Source organism: Neptuniibacter sp. SY11_33 (assembly GCF_047778025.1).
Taxonomy (GTDB): Bacteria; Pseudomonadota; Gammaproteobacteria; order Pseudomonadales; family Balneatricaceae; genus Neptuniibacter.
Genome location: NZ_CP180543.1, coordinates 274,426 through 290,481 on the forward strand (window position 1 = coordinate 274,426; position 16,056 = coordinate 290,481).

Sequence of the window (16,056 nt, forward strand, 5' to 3'; positions counted from 1 at the left end):
CATAATTTTAATCTATTGGTCGGATTAGCCTTGTGCATTTGGTAACGCATTTCGTGGTATATGCTGTTGCGAACAAAGCAATATTGGAACGACGGATTTCGCAACGGTTCTGTTATACTCGATAGTTAAGCAAAATTATTACAAACAAGGGTCATTGAAATGCCACAATATCGCTCAAAGACATCGACGGCAGGTCGTAATATGGCGGGTGCACGTGCTTTATGGCGTGCGACAGGTATGAAGGATGAGGATTTCCACAAGCCAATTATTGCTGTGGCAAACTCGTTCACTCAGTTTGTTCCAGGTCACGTACACCTGAAAGATATGGGACAGCTGGTTGCTCGCGAAATTGAAAAGGCGGGTGGTGTTGCTAAAGAGTTCAATACGATCGCAGTCGATGACGGTATCGCGATGGGTCATGATGGCATGCTTTACTCTTTGCCATCGCGTGACATCATAGCTGACTCTGTTGAGTACATGGTAAATGCACACTGTGCAGATGCGATTGTTTGTATCTCTAACTGTGACAAGATCACACCGGGCATGCTAATGGCGTCTATGCGCCTGAATATCCCAGTAATCTTTGTAACTGGCGGCCCAATGGAAGCGGGTAAAACTAAACTGGCTGAGCACAAGCTAGATCTAGTTGACGCGATGGTACTTGCAGCAGATCCAAATGCATCTGATGAAGAAGTTGATGCAGTAGAGCGTTCTGCGTGCCCAACTTGTGGTTCTTGTTCTGGCATGTTTACAGCGAACTCTATGAACTGCTTGGCAGAGGCCTTAGGTCTTGCGCTTCCTGGTAACGGTACTGTTGTTGCGACTCACTCTGATCGTGAAAACTTATTCCTAGAAGCGGGTCGTACCATTGTTGATTTGGCAAAACGCTACTACGAGCAGGATGATGAGTCAGTTCTTCCGCGCTCAGTAGGTTTTAAAGCGTTTGAAAACTGCATCACACTTGATATCGCTATGGGCGGATCAACGAATACGATCCTTCACTTGTTGGCTATCGCTCAGGAAGCTGAGATTGATTTCACCATGGACGATATTGATCGTCTATCCCGTGTAGTGCCGCAGCTATGTAAAGTGGCGCCAAACACGCCTGAATACCACATTGAAGATGTTCACCGTGCTGGTGGCATTATGGGTATTCTGGGCGAACTGGATCGTGCCGGTAAACTGCATACAGACGTTCCAACGGTTCATGCGCCGACAATGAAGGATGCGTTGGATCAGTGGGATATTATGCGTAACCCAACTCCAGAAGTATTAGAGTTTTATCGTGCTGGCCCTGCGGGTATCCCAACTCAGACAGCATTTAGCCAATCTACTCGCTGGCCAACATTGGATGGTGACCGTGAGAATGGTTGTATTCGTTCATTAGAGAATGCATTCTCTTTGGAAGGTGGTCTTGCTGTATTGAAAGGTAATATTGCGCTAGACGGCTGTGTTGTTAAATCTGCTGGTGTAGATGAGTCTATTCTTGTATTCGAAGGCCCTGCACATATTACAGAATCTCAAGATGAAGCGGTTCAGAATATTCTTGATGACAAAGTAGTAGCGGGCGAAGTCGTTATCGTGCGTTACGAAGGCCCTAAAGGTGGTCCGGGTATGCAAGAGATGCTTTACCCAACGTCTTACATCAAGTCTAAAGGTCTAGGTAAAGCCTGTGCATTGCTGACTGATGGTCGTTTCTCTGGTGGTACTTCTGGTCTGTCGATAGGTCACGTTTCTCCAGAAGCTGCAGCAGGTGGTGCAATCGGTTTGGTTCGTAACGGCGATATTATCCGTATCGATATCCCTAACCGCACAATCGATGTGTTGCTTTCCGATGAAGAGCTAGCGGAACGTCGTGCAGAGCAGGATAAACTTGGCTGGAAGCCAGTTGAGGCTCGTCCGCGTAAAGTGTCTGCTGCGCTTAAAGCATTCGGTATGTTGGCTACATCAGCTGATAAAGGTGCTGTTCGCGATCTATCTAAGTTAGATTAAGCTTGAACCTGTTTTTAAAGAACCCTGCTTTATGCAGGGTTCTTTGTTTTTAGCCTTTCATTCCAATCAAGAGTCTTTGGGCGTATGTCTAGTAACCTCTTTTTCATAAGTTTGGTAGATTTTTATGCTTGAAAGGATGCTTTGTGGTCGTTAAAGTTTCGTTTTTTATAAATTCGTTGCTATGTCTGCATATGAATAACTGTTTTTTGGGTAAAAATTACAAATGATCTGCAGCAGGTTTGAAAGAATATTAGAATCTAGAAAAACTATTTTTTTTATGGTTTTAAGTATATGTGTATATGCTGCATTTAAAGATTCTTGGAAGTTGCTCGCTGATGTTTTTCAAACATTAGTGCTTATTTTTTCCTTTGCATTAGTTTTTCTTCGTTGGGATTTCTTTAAAAAGGAGAAAGTTATATGGCTTTTACTACTAGCTATAATCGTTCAGTTAGCTAGTTGGCTTCATGCGCAATATTATTATCCTAATATTGCTCAAGAATCGCCAAGAATAGGAAGGTTGTTAGAGTTGTTTTTCTTCTTCTTTATAGCTTTTTGGCTTAGAGGGAGAGGGGGGTGTATATGGGCAGTACTTATATCGTTTACGATTGGATCTATATTTACTTTAAGTCAGAATGGGCTATTTATTAGTGATTTCATGAAGGGGATCTCTGGGTATCGAGTTGATTTTGGTTATAGGAATGCTCAGCATGGGGCATTAATTATAGGTGCATCTGTATTAATTTTGTTTGCATGCTGTGGCCGTATCATGAATGACTTCCCCAATAAAAAATTATTGTTGTTATGCTTTGCTTTGATTACGCCAATTTTTCTTGTGTTATTGATGATAATGCAGACAAGGCAAGCTATTTTAGGTTTGTTTTTATCTGTTCTAGCAGTTATTTCTTATCACTTGATTATAAATAAAAAAGTGACAATTAAAAATTCTGTTGCATTTTTATTTTTCTTTTTAGGTTTGATTGTATTAGGTTTGAATTTAGATGTTGTCTCTAGCCGTTTAAATTCAGAGGTTTTTATTGTTACTGACTATCTTCTGAAAGGTGACTTCGAAAGTATTCCCTATACTAGCCTGGGGGTTAGAATTAATTTATGGATAGAATCTATTCATTGGATTAAAGAAAGCCCATTTATAGGCTTCGGTAATGGTATAGAAGAGCACTTAATTGTTGAATCGACAAGGTTGCCATCATTTATCGTTGATGATTTTAGACATGTCCATAATTCATATGTTGCTACTCTACTGCGCTTTGGTGGGCTAGGGTTGGTGATCTGTCTTATTCTACAGTTTTATCCTGTTTTTGAGCTTTTGAAGTATAAGCGTGATGATAACAGCGCTAAGGTTTATAGCTATATAGCGGTCATGTTTGTAACTTATTGGTTTGTTGTGAATGCGTTTGAATCGTTTTGGTATATGAAAGCTGGCCTTTGGACCTATACTGTTTTTATGGCAGCCATCTACACTATTCCCCTTGCTGCTAGATATGATAAATATTTATCAAGTCTAAATAAGGAAGGGTAGCTACTTTTTCCTAAATAAAGGCTTTTGGTATTCGTATAATTTTCCAATTATTCCTTTGTGCTTAGACTTTAAAAACGGAATATTATTGGCTTTCCAAGTATGTTGGTACCAATGTATTAAGCGAGCGTCTTTAGGGTGATTGAAATCCAGATCTTGCCCTTGGTAAGAAAAGAAGTAATCTTGGGCTAATACCTTAACGTCAGAATTATCTCTAAAAGGTACTAATTCTGAAGTCATTATGTCCGGCCCCATAAATAACGGCGAGGTCATAATTTCTTTTTGGTAAAAATGGAGTAGCTGACTTAAAATTTCGTGAGATTTGGTTGCGAAAATAGATGCAGTCCCAACTAAGCTATCATTTTCTAACCCTACACAAAAATGGCAGTCCTCAAATAACTCAAAAGGGTCACGAACAATAGTTACATCGGTGTCTAAATACAATCCTCCGAAATCATGCAATATGCGAATTCTTAAATAATCACTCGCAAATGCAAAAAGTCCTCTTTTGTAACACTCTTTCGCAAACTCGCACTCGTTAATCCATTCAATCACTTGCTCTGAGGCATCAGTCCAAAGCTTTACCTCATAACCTTGCTTCTTCCAGTCGTTCACACAAGCGTGTGAAAGAGGAGGCATTTTTTTGCCGAGCCAAATAGCATGGATTGTTTTATTCATAGGTGTATTAATTGCTTTTGCTGTATGTAGGGTAGGTGCATCATGTTAAACTACCGATCAAACTAAGTCAGCTGTTACCACTAGAGATCATGGATATATTCATTATTAGTTTGCCTCAAGCTTCAGAGCGAAGAGAGCGAATTGCAAACATTCTAAATGATGCAGGGCTAGAATATGAGGTCTTTGAGGCGGTTAATGGTCATAAGGGCTTGCCTTATGAATTGCTCAGTTTACCAGATGATAATTTTCGCAAAATTTTCAAAAGTAGACCTCTTTCTAATGGGGAAAGAGGTTGCTATGCGAGCCATTATCTACTTTGGAAAAAGTGTATTGAGCTAAATAAACCAATTGTTATCTTAGAGGATGATGCTATCCCTTTGGAAGGCTTTAAAGATGCTTTGCAACAGATAGAGATTCTTCATGAAAAATATGGATATATACGGTTAGAAACTCAATTTGGTAATCATTCTCTTGTCCAATCAGTCAACGATTGCTTAGATCTCGTTTATTGGGATTGTAATGATATGCGAACAGGAGGGTATTCTATATCACCAGATGGGGCTAAGGCTTTTCTAGCAGCAAGTGCTAGATGGTGTTACTCCGTTGACTATTTTATTGGTAGCTCCTATTTGCATAAGGTCCCTGCCGTAGGTGTTTTACCACCTGTTGTATCGTCTCCTAATGATCTGGGTACTTATATTCAGTTAGATGCAAAAACTAAAGTGGGTTTGTTATATAAGATTACCCGCGAGAGTTATAGGTTCTATCGTTTCTGTAGGATGGCACTTTGGAATGTAAAATCGCGAAAGCTCTTCAGAGCGGTTAGGTAAATCATTGCGCGAATAACCTACTCTCTTTATAAAAACTGTTGAGAGGCCTGCCACAGTAGCCTTAGAGCTAGTAGGGAAATAACGGTTTTAAAAAGCGCTTTAAACTGCTTTTCTGGAATGCGATTGAGCATTTTTAGGCCAATCCAAGTCCCTACAGCACCACCTAGAATCATTAAAAGGATTAGAGGCAGCCACTCCCAAAAAGCGAACCCAACAAAGGAAAATACAAAGATTTTTAGTAGATGCTGCATGCTCATGCAGGTAGCAAAGTTAGCGGTGCTGCTGTGTTTGTCGTAATTATTTCGATGCACCAAACCCGCCACGAGAGGACCGGTTGCGCCGACAAATATTGACGCGAACGTTGTACCAGCACCGGCTACGACTAAACCGTTTCTGCTCATCTGATGTGTGCTAGGTTTTGGGCCCCAAACTAAAAATAGGATAAAGAGGGCTACCGAAATTTGGATAAACGTCAGTGGCAGTTGAACTACGATAAATGAGGCGAGAACTGACCCGATCAGCGCGCCAATGCTAAAACCAATTACCATATCCCAGTCGATATGCTGTCGAGTAACAATAGCTCGATTGCCATTGGAGCCTAGTTGAACAAGGCCGTGAACCGGTATCAGTGCGGAAGCGGGTAGAAAAGAAGCGAGAATTACCAGTAATAGAACCCCGCCGCCAATCCCCATGGCGGCAGTAATAAATGAGGTCCCTGCTGCCGCAAAAATCAGTAGCAGGGTGAGTTCGATATTTTCAAGAATCGGCACGAATGAGCCTGTTATTTATCACTTAAAGATTGCATCACTTGCTGAGACCAGCTCAGACTATGGCGATAAGCGGCTTCATAGAAATGCTGATCTAGCAGAAGATCTAGATCTTCAAAATCGCCACGCTCGTAATGACAGACTTGATCTAGAATTTGCCCTAGCTGGCCTTCATTAGTGAGAAGTGCAGCTTTAACTTCTGCTTGTAGAGGTACCTGCTCGAGTAGTTCAGGCATCTCCATATCCAGTAGGACATCGAGCTTAGAGAAAAGGCCGGTAATGAAGTTATTAATCGGTTGATCTCGCCCAAGCATTTCGGCAAGTAGCTCGCACATACGCCCGCGAACAAGCATGCTGCGAGTCAGCTCTTCGGGCTTCTCTTGTGTATCAGTAACCAGAAACAAGCTAACCCATTTACGGATCTGTTCGAAACCTAGCAGGCTGATAGCATGGGAAAGAGATTCAATCTCTCGTTGCAAGCTAAATGCCGCAGAGTTAACTACGCGAAGAATTCGATAAGTGAGTAATGGATCATTAATGACCAATTGCTCAACCGATTGAGCAGTGGCTTGTGGGCTTTGCAGCTCTACCATCATTTGCAAAAGCAGTACTTTACTGCTGCCTAATTTTTTACCTTTTACAGGTTCTGGTTTACTTAAAAAGTAGCCTTGGAATAAAGCAAAACCGAGTTCATGGCATTTGCGAAATTCGTTTTGTGTTTCTACCTTATCCGCCAGTAATTCAAGATGGTAAGGACGCAGATCCTTTACGACTTGAGGTAACTGGTCTATCCCCGTTTTCTGAATATCTAATTTCAATATGTGGATAAGATTGAGCAGTGGTTCATATTTAGGATGAGGGCGGTAATCAGATAGAGCGATTCTGTAACCTTGCTGGTTTAGCATTTTTACCCGTTCCACCAATTCTGGCGTGATCTTGGAGTGGCCCAAAATCTCTAGGATAAAGCTTTCTTTTGGTAGATCAGGAAAGTTGTCCGCCATTAGAGTTTGATCGGTTAACTTGATATAGCAAGGCAGGGAGCGAACCTCGCCATCTTCGCAAATACTTGCGTAAGTGTTGAGAATAACGGAAGAAGTTGCCAGATGATCGTTGATCGTTTTAGGTGCTTGCTCATCATCATTACGATAGAGCAGCAAGTAAGCGACTACGTCCTGACTTTTATTGAATACAGGTTGTCGGGCTAGAAGTAGATCCAGAGATTCACCTGTTTCAATTGATCCCGTCATGTTTTGCTCCTATTGATTCGCTCTAGATATTACTGATTATACCCTTATCCAAGGTTCACTTCTGTAAAAAGCCACGCTGTTGCAGGAAAGAAAGCATATGAGGGCGCGCTTCTTTTTGTAGCATTCCGGAAATTTGCTCGCTCCAAGTCATATCCTTTTGACCGCCGGTGCGACTCTTATAATACGCTTGTACCTCTTGGTCGTAAGAGGCAATGAGTTCTTTATCTTGACTGTCATCGTATTGATCCTGTTTGAGCACGACATTCAGAGGTAAACGTGGTTTCACTTCCGGATTCTGATCAGGATCGCCAATACACATGCCAAATACAGGGTAGACCAGTTCTGGCAGGTTTAACGCGTCGGAGACTAGGTCAATCTTATTTCGCAAACCACCAATATAAACTATGCCCAGTCCTTCCGATTCGGCAGCTATCGCAACATTTTGCGCAAATAATCCGCAATCGACAGTGGCAGTAATAAATTGTTCGGTAAAGCCAGATAACATCTCTGCATCGTGCATATCGCAACTTAGCTGATGGCGTTTCATATCTGCACAGAAAACTAGAAAGGTCGGAGCTGCTTTTACATAGGTCTGATTGCCCGCCCATTCCGCTAGTGAAGCTCGTTTGTCTGGATCATTAACTTGGATAACCGTGCAAGCCTGAATAAAGCTTGAAGTTGCAGCTGCTTGGCCTGCTTGAACAAAACGGTTGATCTGTTCTTGGGTCACAGGTTTATCAGTGAACTTTCGGATAGAGCGATGTGCGTTAAGAAGTTGGATAACCTGGTTCATAGCAGCCCTTCAATAAAAATTTTAAGCTTGAGTTGTATCACAGCCTTGGTTTTAGCAGAAGGGTGATCGTGGATTAACTTTAGCTATAGGTGGGAATATGTTTTCCTTGAACTATCGCGTTAAGCATAGGTCTATCAATCAGTTAGGCTACATCACAAACTTGAATCAAGGTTACCCCTGTAAATGAGCAAAGCTCCCACTCTATTAATCTTTTGTAAGCAACCCCGTATTGGGCAGGGTAAGCAACGCATCGCGGCCTCATTAGGTGCTGAAACAACTTTTGAGATTGCCAAAGCTTTGTTGCAATGTGCGCTTGAAGATGCGAAGGCTTGGTCGGGTAGGGTTGTGTTATCTCCCGCGTCGGTTGATGAGATTGAGTGGGCCAAGGGATTGCTGGACGGTGAGCGTGTTCAGGTGGTTCCACAGCCTTCGGGTAATCTTGGTGAAAGGATCAATGCAGTTGATCAGCTTTTAAGACAACAAGGTCACCAAAAAATAGTAACTATCGGTACAGATGCACCGATTTTAACTTTGGATCTTCTTCAGCAGGTTTGCAATAAGATGGCTGATTATGATGTTGTTTGCAGTAAGGCAGATGACGGAGGCGTCACCGTCATGGCTTCAGGAGTCGCATGGCCGAATATTGAAGGATTGCCTTGGAGTACTGAGCGTTTGGCGCAAGGGCTCGAAGAATGTTGTTTAGATGCAGGGCAGTCAGTGGGTTATATAGAACCGACTTATGATATTGATCTTGAAGGGGATCTAATGCGATTGATGGAGGATCTTAAATCGGATCCGCGGACAGCAAGACAAGCATTGTTGCAGTTGATTACCCCTATAGTGAATAACAAAATGGTAACAAGTTAGGAATAAACAGGTCATTTATGCAGCGTATCCATACGTCAAATTGGTATAAAACCCCGCAAGGTGAGGCGCGGGGCTATATCGACCCTTTTACATTACGTGAATTATGGTTCCACACTGGTACTGCATGCAATTTGCAGTGCCCTTTTTGTTTAGAAGGCTCAGCACCTGGCGATAAACGTTTGGAGCTGGTTAAGTTTGAGGATGTGAAGCCTTACATCGATGAAGCTTTGGAGCTTGGTGTTGAACAGTTTTCGTTTACTGGAGGCGAGCCGTTTCTCGCTAAACAGCTGATCAAAATATTGGCGTACGCCTCCCAGTTTAAGCCTTGCCTTGTTTTAACCAATGGTACGGAAGCGATTCAAAAACGAATGGAAGAAGTTGCGACGTTAGGTCAGTCGAAACACCCTGTTAGTTTTAGGGTGAGTTTAGATAAACCAACAGCAGCAGAACATGATGCGGGGCGCGGAGAGGGTAACTTTGTTAGTGCGCTTAACGGTTTAAAGCAGCTTTATGATTTAGGGTTTCATATTTCTGTCGCTCGGCATATGGATAAAGAAGAAGATAAAGCGTCGGTTGATGATGCATTTAAAGCACTCTTTGTTGAATACGGTTTACCGCGCGATCTTAATTTGGTCGCATTTCCTGACTTTGCCACACCGGGGAGCCTTCCTCAGGTACCTCAGGTAACTGCAGCATGCATGACCACTTACCAAACGGAAGAGAGTCGCAAAGATTTTATGTGTGCCTTTAGCAAAATGGTGGTGAAGAAAAATGGTCATATGCGCGTCTATGCTTGTACGCTGGTGGATGATGACGAAGAGTACGATTTGGGCGGTAGCTTAAGAGAAAGTTTAGAACATCGAGTAAGCATGAAGCATCATCGCTGTTATAGCTGTTTTGCTTATGGTGCGTCTTGTAGTGAAGGATAAGGAGTGAGTGTGTTAGGAATCATTGGTGGTACAGGTATATATCAGTTAGAAGGATTAGAAGTTACGGGGGAGCATGAGATAGAGACGCCTTTCGGTTCCCCTTCGGCTCCTATTCTGCAAGGCCGGATGGGTGAAAGGGATCTGTTTTTTCTACCTCGTCACGGCCGTCGTCATGAGTTATTGCCCTCAGAAGTGAATTACCGTGCAAATATCTGGGCTCTAAAGAAGCTTGGGGTTACGCAGGTGATAGGTTTGTCCGCTGTCGGCAGTCTACAAGAAGAGATACAACCGGGTGACCTATCGTTGCCAGATCAGTACTTTGATTTTGTAAAAGGTAACCGCGAGAAAAGCTTTTTTGGTAATGGGTTAGCAGCCCATGTTTCTACTGCCGAGCCAACCTCTAAGCCTTTAGCTGATGCGCTAGAAAAAGCGGGTGAATCGGTAGGTATTTCCCTGCATCGAAATAAAACTTATGGCTGTGTTGATGGTCCGCGATTAGGTACCAGAGCAGAGAGCTTCTTCTTACGAGGGGCTGCGGGTTGTGACTTAGTTGGAATGACCAACGTGCCAGAGGTTTTTTTAGCAAAAGAAGCGCAGATCAGTTATTGCACTATCGCTATTGCGACCGATTATGACTGCTGGATGGATGATCCTGCGCATCATGTGAGTGTAGAGCAGGTGATTGCTCGTTATGGTGCAAGCTTAGAAAAAGCAAAGGCGGTACTCACAGCCTTTATTAATAGCCCAGAAGAGGCGTTGGATTGTGCTAGTCGTAGCAGTTTGGCTTCTGCTGTATTAACGCCGCGAGACAGTTTGAACCAATCCCAGAAAGAGCTGTTGGAACTTTTGAGTGCCTAAGCCTTTCCTCTCCGTCATTATTCCTGTGGGGCCTGTTGAAGAAGAGGTCCCGCAGGGATTGTTGCACGACTTACAACACCTCCCTAAAGGTTCTGAGCTGATTTTTGTAGTGTGTAAGCAAGCTCAGTTTGCCTTAGCTCAGAGTTGCGCTTCCCTTTCAAATTACTCTGTAAAATGGTTGTGCACTGAACCTGGTCGAGCCATACAGATGAACTTCGGAGCACAAGAGGCCGGGGGGCAGTATATTTGGTTTCTTCACTTAGATAGTCGATTCGAAGGCTGTTTAGTTTCTAGTTTGTTGGATAATCTAAATCGAGAACCTGAGAGACTGCATTATTGTTCACTGGCTTTTACTGCTGATGGGCCCTCTGCGATGCCTATCAATGCGCTTGGTGCAAACCTAAGGTCACGGCTTTTAGGGGTGCCCTTTGGCGATCAGGGCTTCTTAATCTCAAAGCACTTATTTGAACAGGTAGGAGGGTATCCAGAGGCTGCCGCTTATGGCGAAGATCACTTGTTCGTTTGGTATGTACGTCAGCAGGGCATAAAGCTTAAATGCTGTTCAGTTCCTTTATCTACCAGTGCGCGAAAATATGAAGAGAAAGGCTGGTTTAAAATAACCTTCCTTTATCAACGATTATGGTTAAAACAGGCTTGGCCTGAGTTTATCAAATTAGTAAAGCAGCGTTACTTTTGACCACGTTCCCAGCGGTGGAATTTAGCTACCCAGTCCAGTAATTTTTGCGGAGCGTTGGCTCGCTTCCATTCACCGGCAGCGTACTTGTTAGCTTCGCTCATGGTTGGATAAATATGAATGGTACCTAGGATTTTGTTAAAGCCTAAGCCATGCTTCATGGCGGTGACAAATTCGGTGATAAGTTCGCCCGCGTGAGGCCCCACGATGGTAGCCCCAAGAATTTTATCTTTGCCCGGTACCGTTAGTACCTTAACCTTACCGTGATTGTCACTGTCTGCTATTGCTCTATCTAATTCTTCAAGATCAAAGCTGGTGACTTCGTAAGCGATATTCTGTTCTTTAGCTTCTAACTCGTTCAAACCCACACGTGCGACTTCTGGATCGGTGAAAGTTGCAGCGGGGATTACCGAGTAGTCCACTTTAAACTTCTTGAAGCGACCGAACAGAGCATTTACTGCTGCATACCAAGCTTGATGAGCTGCTGCGTGTGTGAACTGGTATGGACCTGCTACATCACCACAAGCATAGATATTCGGGTATTTTGTTTGTAAGTACTCGTTTACTTCTAGAGTTCCGTCAGCTTCGGTTTGTATGTCTAAATTTTCTAAACCAAAGCCATTCACATTAGCTTGTCGCCCTGTCGCTACCAAAAGCTGATCAAATGGAATCTCCTCCATCTGGCCATTATGTTCGCAAACAAGGTACTTGCTTCCCTCTCGTTCAACAAACTCCAGCATTTTGCGGTTGCCTAAGACATTGATACCTTCCTGATCAAAGCGCTGACTAACCCAGTCAGAGATGTCTTTGTCCTCTTTGGGCATAATGTGATCGCCACGTAAAACGATGCTCACTTCAGAACCAAAACGAGCAAAACATTGACTTAATTCGCAGCCTATTGGGCCGCCGCCGAGCACTAACAGTCGTTTCGGTAATTCGCGTATCTGCCAAAGGTTATCTGAGGTCAGTGGCTGCATGGCTTCAATGTTTTTGATCGCAGGGATGCGTGGTCTAGCGCCTGTAGCAATTACAATATTCTGGGTCGTAATGATCTCTCCATTTACGACCACTTCATAGGGGTTAAGAATGGTTGCATTGCCAGTTACGCAATCGACGCCCAATCCTGTATAGCGTTCAATCGAGTCATGAGGTTCCACTTGTTCAACTACTTTGGATACCCGCTCCATAACATCAGCGAAATTGAACTTCACCTCGCTGTGCTCAATGCCGTATTCCTGACTACGTTTGCTATCCGCTACAAAGCGAGCGGAACGAATCAGAGCTTTTGAGGGTACACAGCCGGTATTTAGGCAGTCGCCTCCCATCTTATGCTTTTCAACCAAACTGACTTTGGCTTTTACTGCCGCTGCAATGTAAGAGGTGACTAGTCCGGCAGAACCCGCTCCTATAACAACGATATTAGTGTCGAATGTAGAAGGTTTTTGAATACCGGCATAGACCTGTTTCGCTTTAAGTAGATCGATCACTTTCTTGGCAATCAGTGGGAATAAACCTAATAAAGTAAATGACAGTAGGATCTCTGGAGACAAAATGCCTGAGAGAGATTCTAACTGACCTAGTTGTGTACCTGCGTTTACATAAACGGCAGTCCCAGCCAGCATGCCTATCTGGCTTACCCAATAGAATGTCCACGTCTTGATTGGGGTTAGGCCCATGCCTAGATTGATCATAAAGAAGGGGAAGATCGGCACTAATCTCAAGGTAAAGAGGTAGAAAGCACCTTCTTTCTCCATACCCGCATTGAAAGACTGTAACTGCTTACCAAAGCGGTTTTGAATGCTTTCTTGAAATAGAAAACGGGAACAGAGAAAAGCTAAAGTTGCCCCGATGGTACTGGCGAAAGATATGATGAGTAAGCCTGTAACGAGCCCAAATAGTGCGCCGCCAATAAGTGTCATAATGGCAGCGCCGGGTAAAGACAGTCCTGTAACGAGCACATACAGTCCAAAGAAGATCGCTACTGTTTTGATTGGGTTCTCAGCGTAATACTGTTCGAAGCTCGCTTGATTACTTTTGATAAAGTCCAAATTTAAGTATTGGGCCAGATCAAATATAAAGAAGGCCGCAATTGCACTTAGGATAACGAGTAGTAGAGGTAGCTTTTTCATCAATAATATCTACTTAAATTCAGAAGCTTCTAGGACAGAGATAAAATAGGAAAGTTTCAATTTACCTATGTATCTTAGGAGTAAATCAATGATATGAATAAATCAGCTTATGTTAAACTGCGCCTAAATTCGTTGTTTAAATTGTAGAAAAGGCTCTGTGCCTTTTGAGCCTAAACGGTAGCGCATTGATCCTGTTTAGGCCATTGAGATGCATCTAACCTTATGAAATCAGTTGTAAATTCAAATTGTCAGCGCTTTAGTGCGATTTTGAAAGATGTGCCTGCTTTGTTTGATAGCAGTGATGCATCCATTCATAAAGCCCGGAATGAACTGAAGATAGTTGATTGCTTAGATGAATCATTGGTCTTGAAGTCTTTCAAGGTGCCGAACTTGCTAAGGCGTTGTATCTATACGTACCTTAGGCCGAGTAAAGCTGAAAAATCTTATCAGAACTCTCTGTTATTGGGTGACTTTACGCCAACACCTGTTGCCTATGTTGAGTACTTTGACGGTGGCTTAATCTCTAATAGTTATTTTGTCAGTGAGCATTACGCTTATGATTTTACGATCCGTGAGCCCTTGCTGGACTTAGATTTTCCGGATCGACCTGAAGTGTTTAAAGCATTCGCTAGGTTCTCTTTAGCGCTGCACGATGCTGGATTTTTCCACAAAGATTATTCGCCGGGTAATATCTTGATCCGAAAACTCGCTGATGGTGGATATGAGTTTAAGATTGTTGATGTTAATCGAATGCTTCAACTTGAACTCGATAACGAAATGCGAGCACGGGGTTTTGAAAAACTCTGGGCGAGAGATGAGGATTTAGATGTTATTGCGAAAGAGTACGCTCAACATAGCACTGTTCCTGATGATTTTGCAGAGCAGGTAAAGCTCTTTTCTAACAAGAATAAACGCTTTAAGAACTTCAAGAAGCGCCTAAAAGGTAAGCCCGTTAATGACTAATATCGACCACATCTCATGCGTTGTTATCGTTAAAAATGGCGCAGGAACCATCGTTCCTGTTTTGGAGGCTTTGGCCTGTTTTACCGATGTGGTGATCTATGACAATGGATCGGATGATGGTACACAATCGCTAGTTTCTAACTTCGAGAATGTAAATTTGGTCGAAGGGCCATTTTTAGGTTTTGGTGAAACGAAACAGCGTGCTGCTAGTTATGCTAAGCATGACTGGGTATTGTCATTGGATGCGGATGAAGTGCTTGCCGACGAGTTTATCTCCGCATTGGCACAACGCTCATTAGACTCTGATAAAGTCTATTCCATTACGCGCAGTAACTTTTACAAAGAGCGAGAAGTTAAGCATTGTTGGGGCAAAGATGTGATCGTGCGTTTGTATGATCGTACTAAGACCAATTTTAATTGCAGTAAAGTGCATGAACTTGTTGTTACCGAAGGCTTTGAAGTCGAAAACCTAGCAGGTACGGTTCGTCACTATCCTTATCAGAATATCTCTCAGTTCATCGTTAAACTTGATAAGTACTCCTCTCTTTTTGCAGAAGATAAGCAAGGCATAAAGAAGTCTTCGCCGCTTAAAGCTAGCTTGAATGGCATCTATTCCTTCTTTAAAACCTATTTTTTAAAACGTGGTTTTATGGATGGGTCTGCAGGATTGATTATCGCCTTTTCACACATGGCGACGAATTTTTATAAATATATGAAGCTATATGAGCTGAATAAAGCAGCCAAAGACAGTAGCGGTAGGGTAGATCAATGACAACTAGTGTCTTAATTACTCGCCACGACAAGATTGGCGACTTTGTTGTTGCTCTGCCTATGTTCCAATGCCTAAAGGCAGCTAGGCCAGAGCTGCGCTTGGTTGCTTTAGTATCTAAGATAAACCTCAGTTTAGCGCAGCAGTTACCGTATATTGATGAGGTGATTGAGTATCAGCCTGATAACCTTGGTGCTACGTTAGCGGCGGTAAAAAAAGCAAAGTGCTCCGTAAGTATCTCAGCGTTTATCGATTCACAATTAGGTTTTCTGTTATGGCGAGCGGGCATTCCTAAGCGAATAGGACCGGCGACTAAACTGGCGCAGATCTGGTTTAACTGCCGAGTTAAGCAGCGTCGCAGTCAGGTACAAAAAACAGAGTTTGCTTATAACTTAGATCTTCTTAAAGCGTTTGATAGCCAAATCGAAACGGGTATACAGGCGCCTTTGTTTGGTTTTGCGAAGGCAGATTCAACTCGGGCTTTGGAAGCATTTAATGCACAATATCAGTTAGAAAATGACCGCCCCATCGTTGCTTTTCATCCAGGCAGCGGTGGGAGTACAGATGGAAATCTAACGCTGCAAGATTATATCCGTCTTGCTCAAGCAGTGATTAAACAGAGCAAACAGAGGGTTGTGTTTACCTTTGGCCCTGATGATGAATCGTTAATTGCTGAAGCAGAGGCGGCACTGGGAGATCAGGCGGTTTTGCACCGATCGCAGGGTAGCGTTTATGACTTTGCTTTGCTGTTGAGTAACTTTTCTTTGTTTGTCAGTACGTCAACGGGCCCTATGCATTTAGCCGCTGGGTCTAATCTTAAAACCATATCCTTCTTCGGTGATGTAAAGGTTGCTTCTCCGGCTCGATGGGCTTCGGTCAATCAACCGGAAAACCAGCATAACTTTACTGTTCCTCAAGACTATTCAGACAAACTGTACTCTGAAATTGAAGAAGAATTACTTCAATTAACTGAGCAGGTTTAACAACTATGTGTTTAGAAGGAGAG

At 43.0% G+C, this 16,056-nt stretch carries 15 protein-coding genes; 10 read left to right on the top strand and 5 right to left on the bottom strand.

The features are described 5' to 3' along the window. Positions 1–159 precede the first annotated feature (159 nt). Positions 160–1,992 carry a dihydroxy-acid dehydratase gene (gene ilvD, locus ACMXYV_RS01220; protein ID WP_415889960.1) on the top strand — a complete coding sequence of 611 codons (1,833 nt, stop codon included), beginning with the start codon at positions 160–162 and terminating at the stop codon, positions 1,990–1,992. A 325-nt stretch (positions 1,993–2,317) separates the two neighbouring features. Continuing rightward, a complete protein-coding gene (locus ACMXYV_RS01225; RefSeq protein WP_415889961.1) occupies positions 2,318–3,529 on the top strand; it encodes an O-antigen ligase family protein in 1,212 nt (403 codons plus the stop codon). Here the strand turns inward: ACMXYV_RS01225 and ACMXYV_RS01230 are convergent, their stop codons facing one another. Further along, complete coding sequence (locus tag ACMXYV_RS01230; RefSeq protein ID WP_415889962.1) at positions 3,530–4,204, bottom strand: glycosyltransferase family 32 protein; 675 nt, start codon at positions 4,202–4,204, stop codon at positions 3,530–3,532. 89 nt (positions 4,205–4,293) lie between these two features. Between ACMXYV_RS01230 and ACMXYV_RS01235 the strand changes: the two genes are divergently transcribed. Continuing rightward, the gene (locus ACMXYV_RS01235) at positions 4,294–5,034 is read left to right on the top strand and encodes a glycosyltransferase family 25 protein (protein ID WP_415889963.1); all 741 of its coding nucleotides are present in this window, start codon (positions 4,294–4,296) and stop codon (positions 5,032–5,034) included. A gap of 26 nt (positions 5,035–5,060) precedes the next feature. On the opposite strand, the gene ACMXYV_RS01240 is transcribed toward ACMXYV_RS01235, so the two are convergent. Genes ACMXYV_RS01240 through nfsA form a run of 3 tightly spaced genes read right to left on the bottom strand, consistent with a single transcriptional unit; the run spans position 5,061 to position 7,841 of the window. Beyond that, positions 5,061–5,804 carry a sulfite exporter TauE/SafE family protein gene (locus tag ACMXYV_RS01240; protein ID WP_415889964.1) on the bottom strand — a complete coding sequence of 248 codons (744 nt, stop codon included), beginning with the start codon at positions 5,802–5,804 and terminating at the stop codon, positions 5,061–5,063. An 11-nt stretch (positions 5,805–5,815) separates the two neighbouring features. Beyond that, positions 5,816–7,048, bottom strand: a complete 1,233-nt coding sequence (locus ACMXYV_RS01245) for an EAL and HDOD domain-containing protein (protein WP_415889965.1) — start codon at positions 7,046–7,048, stop codon at positions 5,816–5,818. Between the two features lie 55 nt (positions 7,049–7,103). After that, entirely contained in the window at positions 7,104–7,841 is a 738-nt protein-coding gene (gene nfsA, locus ACMXYV_RS01250; RefSeq protein ID WP_415889966.1) for an oxygen-insensitive NADPH nitroreductase, read from the bottom strand. Positions 7,842–8,024: 183 nt separating this feature from the next. On the opposite strand from nfsA, the gene ACMXYV_RS01255 reads away from it, so the two are divergent. The 4 genes from ACMXYV_RS01255 to ACMXYV_RS01270 are packed head-to-tail and all read left to right on the top strand — an operon-like array spanning position 8,025 to position 11,192. Next, positions 8,025–8,708 carry a TIGR04282 family arsenosugar biosynthesis glycosyltransferase gene (locus ACMXYV_RS01255; protein ID WP_415889967.1) on the top strand — a complete coding sequence of 228 codons (684 nt, stop codon included), beginning with the start codon at positions 8,025–8,027 and terminating at the stop codon, positions 8,706–8,708. A gap of 17 nt (positions 8,709–8,725) precedes the next feature. Next, the gene (locus ACMXYV_RS01260; protein ID WP_415889968.1) at positions 8,726–9,637 is read left to right on the top strand and encodes a radical SAM protein; all 912 of its coding nucleotides are present in this window, start codon (positions 8,726–8,728) and stop codon (positions 9,635–9,637) included. 9 nt (positions 9,638–9,646) lie between these two features. Continuing rightward, positions 9,647–10,495 carry an MTAP family purine nucleoside phosphorylase gene (locus ACMXYV_RS01265; RefSeq protein ID WP_415889969.1) on the top strand — a complete coding sequence of 283 codons (849 nt, stop codon included), beginning with the start codon at positions 9,647–9,649 and terminating at the stop codon, positions 10,493–10,495. Next, on the top strand, positions 10,488–11,192 hold the full coding sequence (locus ACMXYV_RS01270) for a hypothetical protein (RefSeq protein ID WP_415889970.1): 705 nt from the start codon (positions 10,488–10,490) through the stop codon (positions 11,190–11,192). The genes ACMXYV_RS01265 and ACMXYV_RS01270 overlap by 8 nt, the downstream gene beginning before the upstream one ends. Here the strand turns inward: ACMXYV_RS01270 and lpdA are convergent. Beyond that, positions 11,183–13,318 carry a dihydrolipoyl dehydrogenase gene (gene lpdA, locus ACMXYV_RS01275; protein WP_415889971.1) on the bottom strand — a complete coding sequence of 712 codons (2,136 nt, stop codon included), beginning with the start codon at positions 13,316–13,318 and terminating at the stop codon, positions 11,183–11,185. The two genes, ACMXYV_RS01270 and lpdA, sit on opposite strands and share 10 nt — an antisense overlap. A gap of 222 nt (positions 13,319–13,540) precedes the next feature. On the opposite strand from lpdA, the gene ACMXYV_RS01280 reads away from it, so the two are divergent. Genes ACMXYV_RS01280 through ACMXYV_RS01290 form a run of 3 tightly spaced genes read left to right on the top strand, consistent with a single transcriptional unit; the run spans position 13,541 to position 16,033 of the window. Then, a complete protein-coding gene (locus tag ACMXYV_RS01280; RefSeq protein ID WP_415889972.1) occupies positions 13,541–14,281 on the top strand; it encodes a hypothetical protein in 741 nt (246 codons plus the stop codon). Continuing rightward, complete coding sequence (locus ACMXYV_RS01285) at positions 14,274–15,053, top strand: glycosyltransferase family 2 protein (protein WP_415889974.1); 780 nt, start codon at positions 14,274–14,276, stop codon at positions 15,051–15,053. The genes ACMXYV_RS01280 and ACMXYV_RS01285 overlap by 8 nt, the downstream gene beginning before the upstream one ends. Beyond that, positions 15,050–16,033 carry a glycosyltransferase family 9 protein gene (locus ACMXYV_RS01290; protein ID WP_415889975.1) on the top strand — a complete coding sequence of 328 codons (984 nt, stop codon included), beginning with the start codon at positions 15,050–15,052 and terminating at the stop codon, positions 16,031–16,033. Before ACMXYV_RS01285 ends, ACMXYV_RS01290 begins: the two co-directional genes overlap by 4 nt. Positions 16,034–16,056 lie beyond the last annotated feature (23 nt).